The 20093-nt window shown below is 71.5% G+C and carries 15 protein-coding genes, 1 tRNA gene and 1 pseudogene; 5 read left to right on the top strand and 12 right to left on the bottom strand.

Annotated features, from left to right (window positions below):
* Nucleotides 1-59 precede the first annotated feature (59 nt).
* Nucleotides 60-1934: an AMP-dependent synthetase/ligase gene (locus ABT171_RS27340; RefSeq protein WP_351248256.1), complete on the bottom strand. Its 1875-nt coding sequence runs from the start codon at nt 1932-1934 to the stop codon at nt 60-62.
* Nucleotides 1935-2206: 272 nt separating this feature from the next.
* Nucleotides 2207-4081: a translation elongation factor 4 gene (gene lepA / locus ABT171_RS27335; RefSeq protein ID WP_351248254.1), complete on the bottom strand. Its 1875-nt coding sequence runs from the start codon at nt 4079-4081 to the stop codon at nt 2207-2209.
* 225 nt (nt 4082-4306) lie between these two features.
* On the opposite strand from lepA, the gene rpsT reads away from it, so the two are divergent.
* Nucleotides 4307-4573: a 30S ribosomal protein S20 gene (gene rpsT / locus ABT171_RS27330; protein WP_089106790.1), complete on the top strand. Its 267-nt coding sequence runs from the start codon at nt 4307-4309 to the stop codon at nt 4571-4573.
* Between the two features lie 221 nt (nt 4574-4794).
* Here the strand turns inward: rpsT and holA are convergent, their stop codons facing one another.
* The 8 genes from holA to leuS all read right to left on the bottom strand — a co-directional run bounded on the left by holA (nt 4795) and on the right by leuS (nt 15512).
* Complete coding sequence (holA, locus tag ABT171_RS27325) at nt 4795-5784, bottom strand: DNA polymerase III subunit delta (RefSeq protein WP_351248252.1); 990 nt, start codon at nt 5782-5784, stop codon at nt 4795-4797.
* Nucleotides 5785-5832: 48 nt separating this feature from the next.
* The gene (locus ABT171_RS27320; protein WP_351248250.1) at nt 5833-6078 is read right to left on the bottom strand and encodes a hypothetical protein; all 246 of its coding nucleotides are present in this window, start codon (nt 6076-6078) and stop codon (nt 5833-5835) included.
* A 41-nt stretch (nt 6079-6119) separates the two neighbouring features.
* The gene (locus tag ABT171_RS27315) at nt 6120-6950 is read right to left on the bottom strand and encodes an arylamine N-acetyltransferase family protein (protein WP_351248248.1); all 831 of its coding nucleotides are present in this window, start codon (nt 6948-6950) and stop codon (nt 6120-6122) included.
* A 28-nt stretch (nt 6951-6978) separates the two neighbouring features.
* The gene (locus tag ABT171_RS27310) at nt 6979-9552 is read right to left on the bottom strand and encodes a ComEC/Rec2 family competence protein (protein WP_351248460.1); all 2574 of its coding nucleotides are present in this window, start codon (nt 9550-9552) and stop codon (nt 6979-6981) included.
* A gap of 158 nt (nt 9553-9710) precedes the next feature.
* Nucleotides 9711-10736, bottom strand: a complete 1026-nt coding sequence (locus ABT171_RS27305) for a helix-hairpin-helix domain-containing protein (RefSeq protein WP_351248246.1) — start codon at nt 10734-10736, stop codon at nt 9711-9713.
* A gap of 102 nt (nt 10737-10838) precedes the next feature.
* Nucleotides 10839-11684 carry a DegV family protein gene (locus tag ABT171_RS27300; RefSeq protein WP_351248244.1) on the bottom strand — a complete coding sequence of 282 codons (846 nt, stop codon included), beginning with the start codon at nt 11682-11684 and terminating at the stop codon, nt 10839-10841.
* A 70-nt stretch (nt 11685-11754) separates the two neighbouring features.
* Entirely contained in the window at nt 11755-12504 is a 750-nt protein-coding gene (locus tag ABT171_RS27295) for a hypothetical protein (protein WP_351248242.1), read from the bottom strand.
* 137 nt (nt 12505-12641) lie between these two features.
* Nucleotides 12642-15512, bottom strand: a complete 2871-nt coding sequence (gene leuS, locus ABT171_RS27290) for a leucine--tRNA ligase (protein ID WP_351248240.1) — start codon at nt 15510-15512, stop codon at nt 12642-12644.
* Between the two features lie 456 nt (nt 15513-15968).
* On the opposite strand from leuS, the gene ABT171_RS27285 reads away from it, so the two are divergent.
* Both ABT171_RS27285 and ABT171_RS27280 read left to right on the top strand, forming a co-directional pair.
* The gene (locus ABT171_RS27285) at nt 15969-17246 is read left to right on the top strand and encodes a cytochrome b/b6 domain-containing protein (protein ID WP_351248238.1); all 1278 of its coding nucleotides are present in this window, start codon (nt 15969-15971) and stop codon (nt 17244-17246) included.
* On the top strand, nt 17243-18853 hold the full coding sequence (locus tag ABT171_RS27280) for an NADH-ubiquinone oxidoreductase-F iron-sulfur binding region domain-containing protein (RefSeq protein WP_351248236.1): 1611 nt from the start codon (nt 17243-17245) through the stop codon (nt 18851-18853). Before ABT171_RS27285 ends, ABT171_RS27280 begins: the two co-directional genes overlap by 4 nt.
* 114 nt (nt 18854-18967) lie before the next feature.
* On the opposite strand, the gene ABT171_RS27275 is transcribed toward ABT171_RS27280, so the two are convergent.
* Nucleotides 18968-19040 (bottom strand) — tRNA-Ala (locus tag ABT171_RS27275).
* Between ABT171_RS27275 and ABT171_RS27270 the strand changes: the two are divergent.
* Nucleotides 19008-19355, top strand: a pseudogene (locus ABT171_RS27270) (hypothetical protein); the annotation flags it as partial. The gene ABT171_RS27275 and the pseudogene ABT171_RS27270 sit on opposite strands and share 33 nt — an antisense overlap.
* 143 nt (nt 19356-19498) lie before the next feature.
* A complete protein-coding gene (locus tag ABT171_RS27265; protein ID WP_351248479.1) occupies nt 19499-19891 on the top strand; it encodes a hypothetical protein in 393 nt (130 codons plus the stop codon).
* Here the strand turns inward: ABT171_RS27265 and ABT171_RS27260 are convergent.
* Nucleotides 19860-20093: a hypothetical protein gene (locus tag ABT171_RS27260; protein WP_006136074.1), complete on the bottom strand. Its 234-nt coding sequence runs from the start codon at nt 20091-20093 to the stop codon at nt 19860-19862. The two genes, ABT171_RS27265 and ABT171_RS27260, sit on opposite strands and share 32 nt — an antisense overlap.

Below are 20093 nucleotides of genomic sequence, written 5' to 3'. Positions count from 1 at the left end.
TTCGAACGCCGGCGAGCCCAACTTACCCAGGGGTGCCCAGCCGCCCCTGCGAAACCGCGTCAGGCCTCCCGAGTACCGGCGTACATCTCGTCGATGAGGTGCTTGTACTCCCGCTCCACCACGGGCCGCTTCAGCTTCAGACTCGGCGTGATCTCCCCGTGCTCCACATCGAGGTCCCTGGGCAGCAGCCGGAACTTCTTGATCGTCTGCCACTTCTGCAGCCCGGCGTTGAGCTGCCGCACGTACCCGTCGACCATCTCCACCGTCTGCGGCGCGGCGACGATCTCGGCGTACGGCTTGCCCTCCAGCCCGTTCTCCTTCGCCCAGTCCAGGATCGCGAGCTCGTCCAGGGCGATGAGGGCCGTGCAGTAGTTCCGGTCGGCACCGTGCACCAGGATGTTGGAGACGTACGGGCACACCCCCTTGAACTGGCCCTCGACCTCGGCCGGAGCGACGTACTTGCCGCCGGAGGTCTTGATGAGGTCCTTCTTGCGGTCGGTGATGCGCAGGTAGCCGTCGGGGGACAGCTCGCCGATGTCGCCGGTGTGGAACCAGCCGTCGGACTCCAGGACCTCGACGGTCTTCTCGGGCAGTCCGTGGTAGCCCTCCATGATGCCGGGGCCGCGCAGCAGGATCTCCCCGTCGTCGGCGATGCGCACCTCCGTGCCGGGCAGCGGCTTGCCGACCGTGCCGGTGCGGTAGGCCTCCCCGGGGTTGACGAAGGAGGCCGCGGAGGACTCGGTGAGGCCGTAGCCCTCCAGGATGTGGATGCCGGCGCCGGCGAAGAAGTAGCCGATCTCGGGCGCGAGCGCGGAGGCGCCGGAGACGCAGGCGCGCAGCCGGCCGCCGAAGGCCTGGCGGAGCTTGGCGTAGACGAGGGTGTCGGCGACCTTGTGCTTGGCGGCGAGGCCGAACGGCACGGCGTGGCTGCCGGTGCGCCGGAAGTTGTCCTGGCTCACCTTGGCGTACTCGCGGGCGACCTCGGCGGCCCACTGGAAGATCTTGTACTTGGCGGGGCCGCCCTCGCGGGCCTTGGCGGCGACGCCGTTGTAGACCTTCTCGAAGATGCGGGGCACGGCCGCCATGTACGTCGGCTGCACCACCGGAAGGTTCTCGATGATCTTGTCGACTCGGCCGTCGACGGCGGTGACGTGACCGACCTCGATCTGGCCGGAGGTGAGCACCTTGCCGAAGACGTGCGCGAGCGGCAGCCACAGGTACTGCACGTCCTCGGCGCTGATCAGGCCGGTCGAGGCGATCGCCTTCGCCATGTACGCCCAGTTGTCGTGCGGGAGCCTCACTCCCTTGGGGCGGCCGGTGGTGCCGGAGGTGTAGATGAGGGTGGCGAGCTGGTCCCTGGTGATCGCGCCGACCCGCTCCTTGATCAGCTGCGGGTGCTGCTCCAGATAGGCCGCGCCGCGCCGCTCCAGCTCGGCGAGGGTGATCACCCAGTCGCTCGTCTCGACGCCGGCCGGGTCGACGACCACGACCCTGGTGAGGTCGGGCAGCTCGGCGCGCTTCTCGACGGCCTTGGCGACCTGGGCCGCGTCCTCGGCGATCAGCACCCGGCTCGCGGAGTCGGAGAGGATGAAGGCCGATTCGTCGGCGTTGGTCTGCGGGTAGATCGTGGTCGTCGCGCCGCCGGCGCACATGATGCCGAGGTCGGCGAGGAGCCATTCCACGCGGGTGGAGGAGGCGAGGGCGACCCGCTGCTCGGGCTGCAGGCCCAGTTCGACGAGTCCGGCCGCGATCGCGTACACCCGCTCGGCCGCCTGCGCCCAGCTGAGCGACTTCCAGTCGTCGGGGCCCTGGCCGGAGGCCGGCGGCACCGGGTAGCGGTAGGCCTCGGCGTCCGGTGTGGCCGCCACGCGCTCCAGGAAGAGGGACGCCACGGACGGCGGACGGTTCTCGATCAGGGTCTGTGTGTCGCTCACGACATCCTCCGGGGGCCCGCGACGGTGCGGCTGACTCGGTGCGGCTGGGTTAACTCACGGTGGGGGTTCGTGCTGCTGCTTCGCTGTTGTTTAACTCGCGAGTAACTATCGAGCAGGGATCAGGGTAAGCCGCGACCGGCCGCCGCGTAAGGGGCTTCGGCCTGTCACTTTCCACGGAGAGCGACCCTACGCACGCGTAGGGGCCCGCCGTACTTTCGTACGACAGGCCCCCACGTGCCCTTTTTGCGGACACAGCCGGTTGTTACCGTCGGTTACTTCTTGCCCTTGGCCGACCCCGCGCTGTCATCGCTGGACAGCACGGCGATGAAGGCCTCCTGCGGAACCTCCACGGAACCCACCATCTTCATCCGCTTCTTGCCTTCCTTCTGCTTCTCCAGCAGCTTCCGCTTACGGGAGATGTCACCGCCGTAGCACTTGGCGAGGACGTCCTTGCGGATGGCACGGATGGTCTCGCGGGCGATCACCCGCGAGCCGATGGCGGCCTGCACCGGCACCTCGAAGGCCTGCCGCGGGATCAGCTCCTTGAGCTTGGCGACGAGCCGCACGCCGTACGCGTACGCCTGGTCCTTGTGGGTGATCGCGGAGAACGCGTCGACCTTGTCGCCGTGCAGCAGGATGTCGACCTTGACCAGGGAGCTGGTCTGCTCGCCGGTGGGCTCGTAGTCCAGCGAGGCGTACCCGCGGGTCTTGGACTTCAGCTGGTCGAAGAAGTCGAAGACGATCTCGGCGAGGGGCAGCGTGTAGCGGATCTCGACACGGTCCTCCGAGAGGTAGTCCATGCCGAGCAGGGTGCCGCGCCGGGTCTGGCACAGCTCCATGATCGAGCCGATGAACTCGGTGGGCGCGAGGATGGTGGCCCGCACGACCGGCTCGAAGACCTCGTTGATCTTGCCTTCGGGGAACTCGCTCGGGTTGGTGACCGTGTGCTCGCTGCCGTCCTCCATGACCACGCGGTAGACCACGTTGGGGGCGGTGGCGATCAGGTCGAGGCCGAACTCGCGCTCCAGCCGCTCCCGGATGACATCGAGGTGGAGCAGTCCCAGGAAGCCGACGCGGAAGCCGAAGCCGAGGGCGGCGGAGGTCTCGGGCTCGTAGACCAGCGCGGCGTCGTTGAGCTGCAGCTTGTCGAGCGCCTCGCGCAGCTCGGGGTAGTCGGAGCCGTCGAGCGGATACAGGCCGGAGAAGACCATCGGCTTGGGGTCCTTGTACCCGCCGAGGGCCTCCGTGGCGCCCTTGCTCTGGCTGGTGACGGTGTCACCGACCTTGGACTGGCGGACGTCCTTCACACCCGTGATGAGGTAGCCCACCTCACCGACGCCGAGGCCGTCGGCCGGGAGCATCTCGGGGGAGCTGACGCCGATCTCCAGCAGCTCGTGCGTGGCGCCGGTGGACATCATCCGGATGCGCTCGCGCTTGTTGAGCTGGCCGTCGATGACACGGACGTACGTCACGACACCGCGGTAGGAGTCGTAGACCGAGTCGAAGATCATCGCGCGGGCGGGCGCGTCGGCGACGCCGACCGGCGCCGGGATCTCCTTGACGACCTTGTTCAGCAGCGCGTCGACGCCGAGACCGGTCTTCGCGGAGACCTTGAGGACGTCCTCGGGGTCGCAGCCGACGAGGTTGGCGAGCTCCTCGGCGAACTTCTCGGGCTGGGCCGCGGGAAGGTCGATCTTGTTGAGCACGGGGATGATCGTGAGGTCGTTCTCCATCGCCAGGTAGAGGTTGGCGAGGGTCTGCGCCTCGATGCCCTGGGCGGCGTCGACGAGGAGGATGGTCCCCTCACAGGCGGCGAGCGACCGCGAGACCTCGTAGGTGAAGTCGACGTGCCCCGGGGTGTCGATCATGTTGAGGATGTGGGTCGTGCCCTGGTCGGGGCCCTCGGTCGGGGCCCAGGGCAGACGCACCGCCTGGGACTTGATCGTGATGCCGCGCTCGCGCTCGATGTCCATCCGGTCGAGGTACTGAGCACGCATCTGCCGCTGCTCGACCACACCGGTCAGCTGGAGCATCCGGTCGGCGAGCGTGGACTTGCCGTGGTCGATGTGCGCGATGATGCAGAAATTGCGGATCAGAGCCGGGGCGGTACGGCTCGGCTCGGGCACATGGTTAGGGGTCGCGGGCACGCAGGGTCCTGTCTCTTGAGGCGCCTTATGCCTCGGGTCGGATCGATACGTAGTCTCCATGGTCCCACGCGGAGGGACCGGACACCGTTTTGGGCCGCTCGCAGGGCCACTGGTACTGTAGATGGCTGTGCCTCATGCCCTCTCAGCGCGAGGCACGTCAGAGAAATTTTGGATCACCGGTACGGGACCTCTCGGCCCCGCACCAGAACCTGAAAAGGCTCCTTCGTGGCGAACATCAAGTCCCAGATCAAGCGGATCAAGACCAACGAGAAGGCTCGGCTGCGCAACAAGGCCGTCAAGTCCTCCCTGAAGACCGCGGTCCGCAAGGCCCGTGAGGCCGCTGCCGCGGGTGACGTCGAGAAGGCCACCGAGCTGCAGCGCGCTGCCGCGCGTGCCCTCGACAAGGCCGTCTCCAAGGGCGTCATCCACAAGAACCAGGCCGCCAACAAGAAGTCGGCGCTTGCTTCCAAGGTCGCGTCCCTCAAGGGCTGAACCCCCTTTTTGATCTGACCGCCGGAAGGACCCAGAGCGGGCCCTCTCTCATCCGCTCCCGTCCGGCACCCCAGAGCCTGTTCGCGGCCTGCGTTCGCCACGCGGGAACGGGCTCGACAGCTTGAACCGAGGCCTCGGTGTTCCCCCTTCCCCAGGGAGAGCACCGGGGCCTTTGGCATGAGGTGGGCGAGGCGGGGCCCAGGGGCGGCGCCCCGGCGCGCCTACCCGCGCCCGCGCGACCTGGCAGCCCGAGCGATCACCACGACGGCCTTCTCCAACGCGTACTCAGGATCATCCCCGCCCCCCTTCACGCCCGCGTCGGCCTCGGCGATGGCCCGCAGGGCCACCGAGACACCGTCGGCCGTCCACCCCCGCATCTGCTGCCGCACCCGGTCGATCTTCCACGGCGGCATCCCCAGCTCCCGCGCCAGATCGGCCGGCCGCCCCCCGCGCGCGGAGGACAGCTTCCCGATCGCCCGCACTCCCTGGGCCAGCGCACTGGTGATCATCACCGGCGCCACGCCCGTCGCCAGCGACCACCGCAGCGCCTCCAGCGCCTCCGCCGTACGCCCCTCCACGGCCCGGTCGGCGACCGTGAAGCTGGACGCCTCGGCCCGGCCGGTGTAGTACCGCCCGACCACGGCCTCGTCGATGGTCCCCTCCACGTCGGCGACCAGCTGCGACACCGCCGAGGCCAGCTCCCGCAGATCACTGCCGATGGCGTCGCACAGTGCCTGACAGGCCTCGGGCGTCGCCGAACGGCCCGCGGCCCGGAACTCACCGCGCACGAAGGCCAGCCGGTCCGCCGGCTTGGTCATCTTGGGGCATGCCACCTCGCGGGCCCCCGCCTTGCGCGCGGCATCCAGCAGCCCCTTGCCCTTCGCCCCGCCCGCGTGCAGCAGCACGAGCGTGATCTCCTCGGCGGGCGCCCCGAGATACGCCTTCACGTCCTTGACCGTGTCGGCGGACAGGTCCTGCGCGTTGCGTACGACCACGACTTTCCGCTCGGCGAAGAGCGAGGGACTGGTGAGCTCGGCGAGCGTGCCGGGCTGCAGCTGGTCCGGGGTGAGGTCGCGTACGTCCGTGTCGGCGTCGGCGGCCCTCGCGGCGGCCACCACCTCCTGCACGGCACGGTCGAGCAGGAGGTCCTCCTGGCCCACGGCGAGCGTCACCGGGGCGAGAGGGTCGTCATTCGCAGTCTTCCTGGCCATCGCTCACAGCATCCCACGAGGCACTGACAACGGGTCCCCCGCCGAGGGCTACGGCTCCTCCCGCCATCCCTCCCACTCCCCCGCGAACGCGTCCAGCTGCGCCGGGTCCAGCCGCCCCTCCTCGTCCCGCAGCACCACCAGCCACTGCGCATCCTCGGCATCGTCCTCGCCGGCCAGCGCGTCCCGGACGAGCCGCGGCTCCTCGTCCAGCCCGAACCGTTCCCCCAGCGCCTCGGCCGCCTCCTCGGCGGCATCCCGGTCGGGCAGCACCAGCACGTGTCTCACATCGCTCACGGACCCATTCTCCGGCACCGCACGAGAACCGAACCGCCAGGTCAACCCGTGGGCGCGACGCGCACCGCGGGCACCCGGTCCAGCTCGATCCCGAACCGCTCCCGGTACACGGTCAGCACCTCCTCGTCCGTCTCCAACTCCCTTGTCTCCCGCTCCCCGTCACCCGCCGTCGTCTTCAGCACCCGCCCGCTGAGCGTGATCCTCCCTCCGTCCTCGGTGACCCGTGAGCACACCAGCGACTGGGTGAAGTGCGACATCGGCGAGGTCCTGTGCCACCAGGCCCCGGTCACGAAGTCCCCGAGCACCCGGGGCCGGGCCTCCAGCCGGTACTGCGGCCTGCCGTTCCGTATGACGTCCAGGTCCCCGGCCCCCGCCGGACCGCCGCGCACCCCGGCCGCGTCCGGCCCGGCCTCCGCCACCCGGAACACCCCGCCGGGGTCGGCCTGCTCCCGCCGCTCCGCGTACCTCAGCGGGTAGTGGCTGTGCGCCCCGAACCCCACGTCCGCGAGCCAGGTCTCCCCCTCCACCGTCCGCACCCGCAGGGCGAGATGGTCGTAGGGGATCCCGGGCCGCCCCTCGTCGTCGTACACGCGGGCCGCGAGCAGCTCGACCTCGTAGCCGAGGGCGGCGAGCAAGGCGCCGAACGCGCCGTTCAGTTCGTAGCAGAAGCCACCCCGCTCCCGCCCGATCACCTTCTCCAGCAGCCGCTCCTCCTCCAGCGCGATCTCCTCGCCGAGATGGACCGACAGGTTCTCGAAGGGGACCGTCCGCAGATGGTGCAGATGCAGCTCGCGCAGCGCCCGGCTGGTGGGCTCCTGCGGCCGCGCGGCCCCGATCCGGTGGAGATACGCGTCTACCTGGGCTGAGTTCATGGACCCAGTCTGGGCGAACACCCGTTCCTCAGTCTCTCGCCACCCGCACCTCCCCGCCCGTCCCTCCGGTCCCGGCGACCGCGAGCTCGCCGTCCCGGTCGGTACGCAGCACCAGTGCCCCGCCCGCCCGCAGCGCGGCCACGGTCGCCGGTGCCGGGTGCCCGTACGGGTTGTCCGCACCGCAGCTGATCAGCGCCACCCGGGGAGCCACCAGCCGCATCAGGTCCGGATCCTGATAGGCCGAGCCGTGATGGGCCACTTTCAGCACGTCCACACCGGCCAGCCCGGCCGCCACCGGTGACCGCGCCAGCGCCTGCTGGGCCGGCGGTTCGAGGTCGCCCAGCAACAGCAGCCGCAGTCCGCCCGAACGGACCAGCATCGCGACGCTGGCGTCGTTCGGTCCGTCCGGCTCCGGCACCGGGCCCGGCCAGGCCGGGTACTGCTGGCCGGACGGCGGCCGTGTGCTGGGCGGGGGCCACAGGACCTGCCAGGAGAGCGGTCCGGTACGCCGCTCCTCGCCCGCGACGGCCCGCGTGACCGGAATGTGCCGCGCAGCCGCCTCCCTTCTGACGAAGTCGGCCTGGTCGGCGGGTTCCTCGAAGCCGGTCGTCTCGATCGCGGCCACCGAACGGCCCCGCAGGACACCGGGCAGACCCGCCACGTGGTCGGCATGGAAATGGGTCAGCACGAGCAGCGGGACGCGCGTGACGCCCAGCTGCCGCAGACAGCGGTCGACCAGCGCCGGATCGGGTCCGGCGTCCACGACCACCCCTGCTCCCTCGCCCGCCGCCAGTACGGTCGCGTCGCCCTGCCCGACATCGCACATCGCGAACCGCCAGCCGGGCGGCGGCCAGCCCGTGATCACCCGGGTCAGCGGTGCCGGCCGCACCACCACCAGCAGAAGCAGCACCGCGAGCAACCCGGTCCACCACGGGTGCCGCGACCATCGCCGGCCGGCCAGGACGACGGCCACGATGACCGCCGCGAGCGCCAGCGCTCCCGGCCAGCTTCCCGGCCACCCCACTCCCGCGCCGGGCAGCGCAGCCCCGGTCCGGGCCACTTCGGCGATCCACCCGGCGGGCCAACTCGCGCACCACGCCAGCGCCTTGGCCGGTGCCATCGCCAGCGGCGCCGCCATGAGCGCCGCGAACCCCAGCACCGTGGCCGGTGCCACCGCCACCTCGGCCAGCAGGTTGCACGGCACCGCCACCAGGCTCACCCGCGCCGACAGCACCGCCGTGACGGGGGCGCACACCGCCTGTGCCGCGGCGGCCGTCGCCAGCGCCTCCGCGAGCCTCGGCGGCACCCGGCGCCGCCGCAGCGCCTCGCTCCACCCCGGTGCCAGCACCAGCAGCGCGCCGGTGGCCAGCACGGAGAGCAGGAACCCGTAACTGCGGGCCAGCCACGGGTCGTAGAGCACCAGCAGCAGGACAGCCGTGGCCAGCGCCGGGACCAGGGATCTCCGGCGCCCGGTGGCCAGGGCGAGCAGCGCCACCGCGCCGCAGGCGGCGGCCCGCAGCACACTGGGGTCGGGTCGGCTCACGATCACGAACCCCACCGTGAGCGCTCCGGCGAGCAGCGCGGTCGCCCGCAGCGAGAGCCCCAGGCGCGGGGCCAGACCGCGGCGCTCGACCCGCTGGGCCAGTCCGGGCGGCCCGATCAGCAGCGCGAGCAGGATGGTGAGGTTGCTGCCGGACACGGCGAGTGTGTGCGCCAGATCCGTCTCCTTGAACGCGTCGTCCAGCTCGGGTGTGATCCGTGAGGTGTCCCCGACGACCAGTCCGGGAAGGAGCGCCCGCGCGTCCCCCGGCAGATCGTCGGTCGCCTCCCGCAGCCCGGCCCTGAGCCGTCCCGCGAGCCGTTGCGGCCGGCTGGGGCCCGCCACGATCCGCGGCACGGGCCGGCCACGCACCCGCAGCACGGCCGCGGACCGGTCCCCGCCGGTCAGCGCGGGCGCCAGCCGTCCGCGCACCCGCAACCGCGTGGACGGCAACAGCCCGAGCCAGGCCTCACGCTCGCCCCGGGCCACGGCCCCCGTCGCACCCTCCTGCGCCGAGCCGCCGTTCCGGGCGACATCCTCCGGCGCCGGGACGTCAGGGTCGACCACCAGCAGCACCGGAGTCCGTGTCCGCGTGCTCGTCCCGTCGGTCCGCTCGACGCGCCGCACCTCCGCCCGGGCCAGCACCGCGACCGGCGCCGCGTGATCACCGCGCACGCGTGGCCGGCTCAGCCAGGGGTCGCCGCTCAGCTCGACCTCGGCGGTCACGGTCGCATACCGCCGGGCCAGCTCGGGCACCGGCCCGCGCCGTACATCCGCCCCGTGCAGTCCGGCGGAGACGGCCGCCGCGGCGACACAGAGCAGCACGGCGGCGATCGAGGCACGGGCCCACGCGAACCGCCGGAGGGTCCCTGCGCCCTCCGGGCCCCGTCTGGCCCGTCCGGTCCGCCGTCCCCACCAGCCGGTCCTGCGCGCCGACAACAGCACGATCCCGCCCACCAGGCAGACCACCGCGATGCCGGCCGTCCAGGCCGCCGGTGTGTCCAGTGTCAGGGCCGCCGTGGCCCAGGCGGCGAGCGCGGGCGGCACCAGGCGCAGGTCCATGGGCCCGGCCCGGCTGCCGTGCGCGGTCCCGTCCTCCTCGGGGTCAGGGACCACTGCATCCGCGGACCCGCCGCCGGCCGGCCGCCGGTCTCCTGGCCCGGCCTGCGCCGGCACCCCGGCCCTTCCCCGTCCCGGCGGCCCCCCGTCGGTCACCCGGCTCATGGCCGTACCAGATTCCGTAGATCGCCGAAGCGGCGGTCGCCGATGCCGTTGACCTCGCGCAGTTCGTCCACCGAGCGGAAACCGCCGTGCTGCGTGCGGTAGTCGATGATGTGCTGGGCGAGCACCGGCCCGACCCCGGGCAGGGTGTCGAGCTGGTCCGCCGTGGCCGTGTTGAGGGAGACGGCCGCCGCCGGGCCCGCAGCCGCCGATCCGGGAGCCGGCCCGGCGGCCGGTCCGGGTGGCGGTGCCGCCCCGGCGGACGCGCCGACGACGACCTGTTCGCCGTCGACCAGGACACGGGCCCGGTTGAGCCCCTCGGTGCTCACGCCCGGACGGACACCGCCGGCCGCCCGCAGCGCGTCCGCCACCCGGGAACCGGACGGCAACCGCCGGATCCCCGGTGCGCGGACCTTGCCGCTGACGTCCACGACGATCTGTCCGCCGGGCATCGGCGGCGCACCCGTTCGCGCAGCGCCTTGCGCTTCCCCTTCCTTCTTGGCGTAGGGAGTCTGCGCGCGCACCACTTGAGGGGCGCTCACGGACTGCGTCCGCCCGGCCCAGAAGTGCTGTGCGGCGAACACCGCAGTGGCTACGAGGATCACGGAGAGCGCCACGGCTCCGCGCCGCTCCACTGCGAACTGCGCCTGCAACCGGACCGGCATCCGCTCCCGCAGCGCCAGCCCGGCCCGCTCCCGCCAGCGGCCTGCGACGGGCCTGCGGGGCGCCGACGGATCTGCCGTGTCGGCAGGTTCGGGCTCCAGCGGTGTGCTCGGCGTCACCGCGTCGGTGACCGGATGCTCGGGTGCCTCCCCGTCCGGCGGCCCGTTCCCCGACTGCCGCCCCTGCAGGGCCCGTTCGCCGAAGAGGAGTTCCGCCCGGCGGCGCAGTTCCTCGGCCGGTGCAGGGCTGGGGGCGCGATGGTGGCCGATGCCGCGACGGTGGCGGACACGGCCGTCGGAGGCGGGACCGCGGCCGGGGCCGCTGGTCGCCGTGGCTGTGCGTGTACGTGATCGAAGTGCCATGCGACGAGGATGGAACATCCCGCCGATCGGCGATGATCTTGGTCAATTCCCGGGGATGACCGCCCTGTTGTGGATAACTCCGCCACCCGCACGAGTGAAGGGTCAGCGGGGCGAGACCACCGCTCCCAGCAGTCCGGGACCGGTGTGTGCCCCGATCACCGCGCCGACCTCGCTGACATGCAGGTCGGCCAGGCCCGGCACCCGTTCCCTCAGCCGGTCGGCAAGCGCGGCGGCACGGTCGGGGGCGGCGAGGTGGTGGACGGCGATGTCGACCTCGGCGCCGCCCGCCCGCTCGGCGGCGATCTCCTCAAGCCGGGCGATGGCCTTGGACGCCGTACGGACCTTTTCGAGCAGTTCGATGCGGCCGCCGTCCAGCTGCAGCAGGGGTTTGACGGCGAGCGCGGATCCGAGCAGGGCCTGCGCGGCTCCGATGCGACCGCCGCGGCGCAGATAGTCGAGGGTGTCGACGTAGAAGTAGGCGGACGTGCCCGCGGCCCGCTTCTCGGCGGCCGTGACGGCCTCGTCCACCGTGCCGCCGGCCTCCGCGGTCTCGGCCGCGGCGAGCGCGCAGAAGCCGAGGGCCATCGCGACCATCCCCGTGTCCACCACCCGTACCGGCACCGGTGCTTCGCGCGCCGCGAGGACCGCCGCGTCATAGGTGCCGGACAGCTCGGCGGACAGGTGCAGGGAGACGATTCCGCTCGCGCCGGACTCGGCGACCCTGCGGTAGGTTTCCGCGAACACCTCGGGGCTCGGCCGGGAGGTGGTGACAGGACGGCGTTTCTGCAGCGCCTGGGCGAGCGATCGCGTCGAGATCTCGGTGCCCTCTTCGAGTGCCCGGTCACCGAGGACCACGGTCAGGGGCACCGCTGTGATGCCGTGACGCTCCATCGTCCGCGGCGGCAGGTAGGCCGTTGAATCGGTGACGATCGCGACATGGCGGGACATGAGCTGGAGGTTACCTGCCGTGGTGCTCGCGCGGCAGCCCGGCCCCTGGAGTGCGGTCCGGGACGGCCGCTCAGGTGGTGCTCTCCGGGCGGGGCCGCTTCTGCCAGGGATAGGAGGGGCGGGGCGACGGCGGGGTGATCGCCTCCGGTGGCTGCCCGTCGGCGGGGCGGGCCGACTGCGCGCGGGCGTGCCACGCCTCCGGGTCCTCCGCAGCGGACGATGCCGTGTACCAGGCGGACGCGCCGGGCCGTTGACCGGGCGCCGGTGCGGGACCGGCCGGGGTCCAGTGGCGCAAGGCGTCGGCCTCGATGTCTATCTGGTCGCTGAGCGCGCCCAGGTCGTCGTCGACGAAGCGGCGCGCGCGGTCGCGGACGGCCCAGCGCAGTGCGTCCGCGGACTTGGTGATGCGCTCGGTGCGGCCGCGCAGCTCGGGCAGCCGTGCGGTGACCTCGCCCCGGTCCGGCTCCGACTCCAGGCGCCTGAGGTCGGCGTCCAGCTCGTACCCGTGCGCGCTGAGCCGCTCGAAGAGGCCGAGGGACTCCTTCAGCGACTCGTCCTCCGCCGCGCCCGCGCGCAGCGCGTCCTGCGTGGCGCGCATGGAGGTGCGCAGGTCGAGCCGCAGCTGCGCGATCTCAGCGACCGGGCCGACCTGCACGAAGGACTTGGCGCGCAGCGTGTGGTCCTCGACCGTGCGGCGGGCCTGTGTGATCGTCCGGTCCACACCGCGCTTGGCGGCGCCGACCGCCTTGACCGTGGCGTACACGCCCAGGCCAACGAAGAGCACAAAAAGCAGGGCGAACACGGCGATCACTGCTTCCACGACGCTCCTCCTCCGGCCGGCGCGGCGCTCGCCGCTGCGCTTTCCACAGTAAACGCAGCGGGCAGGCCCGGAGTTCCAGAAAAACCCCGAACCTGCCCGTAGGGGACTACCCCGAGACGGCGGACCGTCCCCGCTTCCTACGCGGGAACGATGTTCACCAGCTTCGGCGCCCGGACGATCACCTTGCGGATGCCCGCGCCGCCCAGCGCCGCGACGACCTTCTCGTCGGACAGGGCCACCTTCTCCAGTTCCTCCTCGGAGATGGCCGGCGGCACCTCCAGGCGGGCCTTGACCTTGCCCTTGATCTGCACGACGCAGGTCACGGTCTCGTCCACCACGTAGGCCGGATCGGCGACCGGGAAGTCCCGGTGGACCACCGAGTCGGTGTGGCCCAGCTTGCGCCACAGTTCCTCGGCGATGTGCGGGGCCAGCGGGGCGACCAGCAGCACCAGCGGCTCGGCCACGGACCGCGGCACCGCGGTACCGGCCTTGGTCAGGTGGTTGTTCAGCTCGGTGACCTTGGCGATGGCGGTGTTGAAGCGCAGGCCCTCCAGGTCCTGCCGGACGCCGTCGATCGCCTTGTGCAGGGCGCGCAGCGTCTCCTCGTCCGGCTCGGCGTCGGTAACGGTGACCTCGCCGGTCGTCTCGTCGACGATGTTGCGCCACAGCCGCTGCAGCAGCCGGAACTGGCCGACCACCGCGCGCGTGTCCCACGGGCGGGAGACGTCCAGCGGGCCCATGGCCATCTCGTACAGGCGCAGGGTGTCGGCGCCGTACTCGGCGGCGATCTCGTCCGGGGTCACCGCGTTCTTCAGGGACTTGCCCATCTTGCCCAGCAGGCGGCTGACCTTCTCGCCCTGGTAGTAGTACGCGCCGTCGCGCTCCTCCACCTCGGCGGCCGGCACCGCGATGCCGCGGCTGTCGCGGTAGACGTAGGCCTGGATCATGCCCTGGTTGAACAGCTTGTGGAACGGCTCGGCCGACGAGACGTGGCCCAGGTCGTACAGGACCTTGGACCAGAAGCGCGCGTACAGCAGGTGCAGCACGGCGTGCTCGGCGCCGCCGACGTACAGGTCGACACCGCCGTGCGGCAGGCCCTCGCGCGGGCCCATCCAGTACTGCTCGATCTCGGGGTCGACCAGCTGCCGGTCGTTGTGCGGGTCCAGGTAGCGGAACTCGTACCAGCAGGAACCGGCCCAGTTGGGCATGGTGTTGGTCTCACGGCGGTACTTCTTCGGCCCGTCGCCCAGGTCCAGGGTGACGTTGACCCACTCCTCGTTGCGCGACAGCGGGGTCTCGGGCTGGGTGTTCGCGTCGTCCGGGTCGAAGGTGCGCGGGCTGTAGTCCTCGACCTCGGGCAGCTCCAGCGGCAGCATCGACTCGGGCAGCGCGTGGGCGACGCCGTCCTCGTCGTAGACGATCGGGAAGGGCTCGCCCCAGTAGCGCTGGCGGCTGAACAGCCAGTCGCGCAGGCGGAAGTTGACGGTGCCCTCGCCGATGCCCTTGTCCTGCAGCCACTGGGTGATGCGGGCCTTGGCCTCGGCGACGCCCAGACCGTCCAGCGAGATCTCGTCGTTGGACGAGTTGATGATCTTCGCGTCGTACGAGGCGAAGGCGTTCTCCCAGGTCGAGGTGTCGGTGCCCCGGCCGTCGGTCGGCTCGACGATGCAGTGGACCGGCAGCTCGAAGGCGCGCGCGAACTCGAAGTCGCGCTGGTCGCCCGCCGGGACGGCCATGATCGCGCCGGTGCCGTAGCCCATCAGGACGTAGTCGGCGATGAAGACGGGGACCTGCTCGCCGTTGACCGGGTTGGTCGCGTACGCGCCGATGAAGACGCCGGTCTTGTCCTTGGCCTCGGCCTGCCGCTCGACGTCGGACTTGGACGCGGCCTGCGCGCGGTACGCGGCGACGGCCTCGGCCGGGGTGGCGTGGCCGCCGGTCCACACCGCGTGCGTGCCCTCGGGCCATGCCTCGGGGGTGAACTTCTCGACCAGCGGGTGCTCGGGGGCCAGCACCATGTAGGTCGCGCCGAACAGGGTGTCCGGGCGGGTGGTGAAGACGGTGATGCGCTCGCCGTCGATCGGGAAGTCGACGCGGGCGCCCTCGCTGCGGCCGATCCAGTTGCGCTGCTGCAGCTTGATGGCCTCGGGCCAGTCCAGGCCCTCCAGGTCCTCCAGCAGCCGGTCGGCGTAGGCGGTGATGCGCATGTTCCACTGGCGCAGGTTCGCCTTGAAGACCGGGTAGTTGCCGCGCTCGGAGCGGCCGTCGGCGGTGACCTCCTCGTTGGCCAGCACGGTGCCCAGGCCCGGGCACCAGTTGACCGGCGCGTCGGAGGCGTAGGCCAGGCGGTACTCGCCCAGGACGTCGGCGCGCTCGGTGGCGCTCAGCTCGCTCCACGCGCGCGTGGTGCCCGGAATCGCGCGCTCACCGGACTCGAACTGCGCGATCAGCTCGGAGATCGGGCGGGCCTTGCGGGCCTCGTCGTCGTACCAGGAGTTGAAGATCTGCAGGAAGATCCACTGGGTCCACTTGTAGTAGTCCGGGTCGATCGTGGCGAAGGACCGGCGCTTGTCGTGGCCCAGGCCCAGCCGGCGCAGCTGGGCCTTCATGTTCTCGATGTTGGCCTCGGTGGACACGCGCGGGTGCGTGCCGGTCTGCACGGCGTACTGCTCGGCGGGCAGGCCGAAGGCGTCGAAGCCCAGGGTGTGCAGGACGTTGTGGCCGGTCATGCGCTGGAACCGGGCGTAGACGTCGGTGGCGATGTAGCCCAGGGGGTGGCCGACGTGCAGGCCCGCACCGGAGGGGTACGGGAACATGTCCATGATGAACTTCTTGGGCTTGGCGGCCAGCTCGGCGTCGCCGGCCAGGTCACCCTTGGGGTTCGGCGCCGCGTAGGTGCCGTCGGCGTCCCAGAAGTCCTGCCAGCGTGCCTCGATCTCGGCCGCCATGGCGGCCGTGTAGCGGTGCGGCGCCGCGACCTCGGCGGCAGCGGGGTTCGTCTCGCTCATGATCCTCAAAGCTCCATCGATCGTCTCTGCCTGCGGCTGTGACATTCCGGGAAACGAAAAAACCCCTCGCACAGGAGGGGACGCCGCGCCGATGCCGACCTCGCGGTTCGACCGGGGGTCGGTACTGATCAGCGCGGCCCGCTAAGCAGAAGGCGTACGGCACGCATGGCGCTAGGGTACCGCAGGCCCCGAGCGGGCCGCGACGGCCTTGGGCGAGCCGCGACGGCCGTGAGCAAGTCGCGACGCGCTTCCGTATCCCTTGTGGACATGCCAGGAACCCCGCCGGAACTGAACCAAGGTCAAGGATTACTTCGCGTACCGTCCACTCAAGGACATCGCCCAGTCACATCGTCCGTCCATAACAACGCAATGACTCAAACCCCGTACTGATCGGTATGGCGCCACTTAGAGTTCGGCAGCGGGACCGCTTTCCCGAAACTGCTCGGAGTTGCCCCCATGAACCCTCGTCGTAGTACCAGCTCCCTTCCCAAACCGGGCCGCTCGGCCTATGGGGTGGCGTCGGCTGTCGTCCTGCTGCTCATACCCGTGGTCGTCCTGGTCGGAGGCAACCAGTTCCGCGACTTCCTGAACTTCGGCGCGGGCGTGCTCTCCCTCGTCTCGCTCAGCTGCTCCGTGATCTGGGGCCTGTTCGCCCAGGACCGGATCTTCCTGAACACGCGGCAGCGGATCGTCGGCCAGGCGGTGCACCGCACGACGGCGGTCGCCTCCATCGCGTTCCTGCTGCTGCACATCACCACGAAGGTCGCGCTCGGCCACACCGAGGTGATCGCCGCGATCATCCCGTTCTCGCTCGGCGTCACCGGAATCGGCGGCCTGATCGGACTGGGCTCGCTGGCCGGCCTGCTGATGATCTTCGTGGGCGTCACCGGCGCCCTGCGCAGCAATTTCGCCACCCCGGCCCCCGTCGCCGCCCGCTGGCGCGCCATGCACATGCTGGCCTACCCGGCCTGGTGCGCGGCGCTGATCCACGGCCTCTACGCGGGTCGCTCGGCCAAGCCCGTCTTCGTGATCCTCTACAGCCTCTCCCTGCTGGGTGTGATGGGCGCCCTCGCGCTGCGCGCCGCCCCGCGCCCGGTCAAGCGCCGGGTCGCCGACCGGCTGGTGGCGCTGTTCGGCAGCTCGGAGCGCCCCGGTCTCGACGAGCTGGACGCCAGCCGTGCCCGGATGGCCGAGCCGGCGACGGCGGGCTTCGAGGGCCGGCGCGAGCCCAGGGCGGCCGCCGCCCCCTCCGCGCCGCTGTACCAGTCCCCCGCCACCCCCGCCGCGGAACCCGCGTCGGGCTTCGCCGCCGCCTACCGCGCCGTCTCCGCGCCGGGCCGCGCCCAGCAGCCGTACCCGGCCGGCCAGACCGCCCGTATGGACCTGCCGCTGGATCTGCAGGCCACGGAGGCCGTCCCGCGCGTGGACGGCCCCTCCAGCACCTCGGGCAGCTGGCCGATCCCCTCCCCGCCGCCGGTCGGCGAGGCCCCGCCGTCCGCGTACGACCCGTTCCAGGACACCGGGCAGACCATCCCGGTCTACGGCAATGCGGACGCCGCCGGTTACGGCGGGAGTGACATGTACGACACCCGTGAGACAAACGGCTTCTACGGCGCGTACAACCCGAGTGACACGTACAACAGCGGTCCCGCCACCGAAACGCTGCCCGGCACGTCGTACGACACACCGGGTTCGGGCGAACCTTGGAACATGCCGTCCGGAGGCTTTAAGTGAACGAGGCCCTGCCCGACGTCCCCGAAGTCCGCGTGGTCGGCCTTCCCCAGCTCACGTCGGGCTTCGACCTTGTGGAACGACTCGACCTGCCCATGCACCTGAAGGTGCACGGGCCGCTCGACCCGCTCGGCGGCGAGCAGCTCGCGCAGCTCGCCGAACGCATCAGCCTCAAGGGCCGCGGCGGCGCGGGCTTCCCCTTCCACAAGAAGCTGCGCTCGGTCGCCGAGTCGGCGATCAAGCGCGGGGTGCGGCCGGTCGTCGTGGTCAACGGCAGCGAGGACGAACCGGCCTGCCGCAAGGACACGGTGCTGATCAACCGCGCCCCGCACCTGATCCTGGACGGCGCGCTGCTGTGCGCCGAGGCGCTCGGCGCACGGACGCTTGTGATCGGCGTCACGCGCGAGTCCACCCAGCGCTCCATGGAGGCCGCGCTCGCCGAACGCGGGCTGAGCAACAGCCGCAGATCGGCGCTGCGCGCGTGGGTGCAGCGCAACCCCGTGCGGATGGTCACCGGGGCCGCCGCCTCGCTGATCCGCTCGATCGACGGCGGCCCGGCGATCCCGCCCGGCCGCAAGATCAGCGCCTCGCAGAGCGGGGTCGGCGGCGCGCCCACGCTGCTGTCGAACGCGGAGACGTTCGCGCAGCTGGCCATCGCCGCCCGCATCGGCCCCGAGCGCTACGGCAACACCGGCCTGTACGACGAGCCGGGCACCGTCATGCTCACGGTCTCCGGTGCGGTCGCCCGCCCGATGGTGATCGAGGTCCCCACGGGTGTGCCGCTGCGCTACGTGCTGCAGCTGGCCGGCGCCCCGCCGGTGCCGCAGGGCGTGCTGACCGGCGGCTACCACGGCAAGTGGATCGACGCGGCGACCGTCAACGAGGCGATCGTCTCCCGCAACTCACTGGACGCAGTGGGCGGATCGCTGGGCGCGGGCGCGATCCTGCCGATCAGCCAGGAGACGTGCCCGCTGGGCGAGTCGCTGCGGGTGGCGCAGTGGCTGGCCGAGGAGAGCGCCGGCCAGTGCGGCCCCTGCTACCTCGGACTGCCCGCCGCCGCGCGCGGCATGGAGGACATCCTCAACGGCGGCGGTCCGGCCGCCCTGGAGGCGTTGAAGCAGGTCGCGAAGAACGTCAAGCGCCGTGGCGCGTGTTCGCATCCGGACGGCTCGGCGATGTTCCTGGAGTCGACCGTCAAGGCGTTCACCGACGACCTGGCCGCGCATGTCCTCGGAAACGGCTGCGGACGGCCCGTGGAGGGCGTTCTGCCGCTCTTCGAGGGAGGCAGGGCCCCCACGGGCATCCCGGGCGGCGCGGAGCCCGAGGAGACCGGCGGCAGCCGCCAGAAGATCTACGTCGACTGGACGCTGTGCCGGGGCCACGGACTGTGCGCCGACATCCTCCCCGAGGTGTTCGAGCTCGGTGCCGACGGTTTCCCGACCGTCGCCCAGGCGAACGTGCCGCAGTACGCGGAGGCGAAGGCTCTGCGCGCGGTGCGCCGCTGTCCGGCACTCGCCCTGCGCATCGAGGAGGACACGCGCGGGCAGGCGCCCTCCCGGAACCTGCCGGTCGTCTCCCAGGGCCGCGGCCGGCGCGCGCTCGGCCGCTGAACACACGGAGGGGCGGGTCACCCGGCTCGGGTGACCCGCCCCTCCGTTCGGCCGTGTCCTCGCACAACACGCCGAAGGCGGACCATCTTTTGAATGATCCGCCTTCGTTTTCTGTGGAGCTAAGGAGAATTGAACTCCTGACCTCCTGCATGCCATGCAGGCGCTCTACCAACTGAGCTATAGCCCCTTGTTTTGTTGTTTCGCCCGGTTCCCCCGGCGACGACGTAAACATTACAGGGCCGGGGGCGCAGCACCAAATCGGTTTCACGGCCGCACCGATACGTCACCTAATGTCGGCTTTTGTGTCCGTGATCGCGTCGTCAGCAGCCCACCGTCGGGTGCCGGTCGCACTGGGGGTGTGCCTGGCGTCCTTCGCGGCGACCTGTACGCGCTGCGGGCGACGGCCGGGAACCTCGCACTCCTGGGGGTCTTCGTACGGCTGTCGCTGAAACTCGTCGGCCACGCGCGCGTGGATGCCGTCTGGTGGGTGGCGGCGGGGGCCGTGTGGTGCGAGCCGGTGTGGACGACCCTGCGCTACGGCCAGGTCAACCTGCTGCTGGCCGTCCCAGGCCCTGCGCGGCATTTCTCGCCCGCCTTCTGCACACAACCGGCCCGGGAGCCCTCTGGGCCGCCTGCGCGGCTGTCGTGGCCGGCCTGGGCCTCGCGGCCTGCGCGGCGGCGGAGTTGCGCGGGCGGCGGGACTGGGCGGGGTGCGCCTGCGCCGTCACCGCGCTCCTGGCGAACCCGGTGTCGTGGACGCACCACTGGGTGTGGTGCGTGCCACTCGTGCCGCTGCTGTGGTCGCACGGCTCCCGGACCGCGGCCCTGGGCACGCTGCCGGTCTTCTGCTCGTACGCCCCCTGGTGGGTGCCGCACGGGACCGGGCGCCCCGAACTGCACCAGGGCCCCCTGGAATTGACGCTCTCGGCCGTCTACGGAGGGGCCGGCGCGTGCTTCCTGGTGCTGGCCCGGACATCGTTGCCGGAGCGCGGCGGCGCGGCCGGCGTCAGGCCGTCACGAAGGAGTAGAACCGCTTGAGGGTGCAGTGCTCCTCAAGGAGGCGGCCGTAGATCGGCTCGCCCTCCAGTTCCCGGTACGTCTCGATCGGGTCGCCTTTTATGATCAGCGCCCGCGCGCATTCCTCGCACCAGTACTGGTAGTCGGGATTGATCGGCTCCATGTCACGGACGATCGGCGTACCGCTGCCGCACCAGTCGCACTTTCGCCTGTGTGCACCCAT

It is taken from the genome of Streptomyces sp. NPDC001851 (genome assembly GCF_040297165.1).
Classification (GTDB): domain Bacteria; phylum Actinomycetota; class Actinomycetes; order Streptomycetales; family Streptomycetaceae; genus Streptomyces.
The sequence above is the reverse complement of the archived record's forward strand: the minus strand, read 5'-3'. Positions and strand labels throughout refer to the sequence as shown.